We start from the raw sequence: 572 nt of genomic DNA on the forward strand, positions 1-572 counted from the left end.
CAGCAGCTCCTCCAGCGGCCCGGCCAGCTGCTGTCGCCCCTGCATGTACTCGGGCGGCTCCTCCAGCTCAGACAGCGCCGATGTGGCAATGGTTTCGGTGACCGACACGGGCGCGGGTACGGGTGCGGGCGCGGGTGCGGCAGCAGCGTCGGCGGCTGCCGCAGCTTCAGCACTTTGCTCGTCGCCTACCGCGGCCGCCCCGCCCGCGTCAGCAGCGCGCGCCACAGCGCCAGCGCGCGGGACTGCAGCAGGTCCGCCACCACCGCATCCGCCGCGCCCGCCTTGGACCGCAGGTTCAGGGCACGCTCTGTGGCCTCCACCACGCGCTGGTGATTGTCGATGGCCTTGCCACATGCGGCCAGCAGGCGCCATGCAGTGAATGCGATGGGTGCGGGAGGCTGCAGCGCCACGATCTGCTCGCACAGCTGCCGGCAGCGGCGCAGCAGCCGGGATGACGCCGCCTCTACCGCCTGTCGAAGCAGCGCCTCCGCCTCGGCAACCACGGCTGGAACCGGTGCAAGGACCGTGCGCGTGGATGGCTTGGCAGCCGCAGCCGCAGGCGCAGGGGCAGG

1 protein-coding gene and 1 pseudogene are annotated in these 572 nt (G+C 72.6%); both read right to left on the bottom strand.

Annotated elements, in window-relative coordinates; all coding sequences use genetic code 11:
- Positions 1-225, bottom strand: a 225-nt coding sequence (locus ACK41V_RS23760; protein WP_409786166.1) for a hypothetical protein, incomplete at its 3' end; no start/stop codon positions are given.
- Positions 186-572, bottom strand: a pseudogene (locus ACK41V_RS23765) (hypothetical protein); the annotation flags it as partial. The pseudogene ACK41V_RS23765 and the gene ACK41V_RS23760, both read right to left, overlap by 40 nt.

This window comes from Acidovorax sp., assembly GCF_046291265.1.
In the GTDB taxonomy this organism is placed as follows: Bacteria; Pseudomonadota; Gammaproteobacteria; order Burkholderiales; family Burkholderiaceae_C; genus Acidovorax.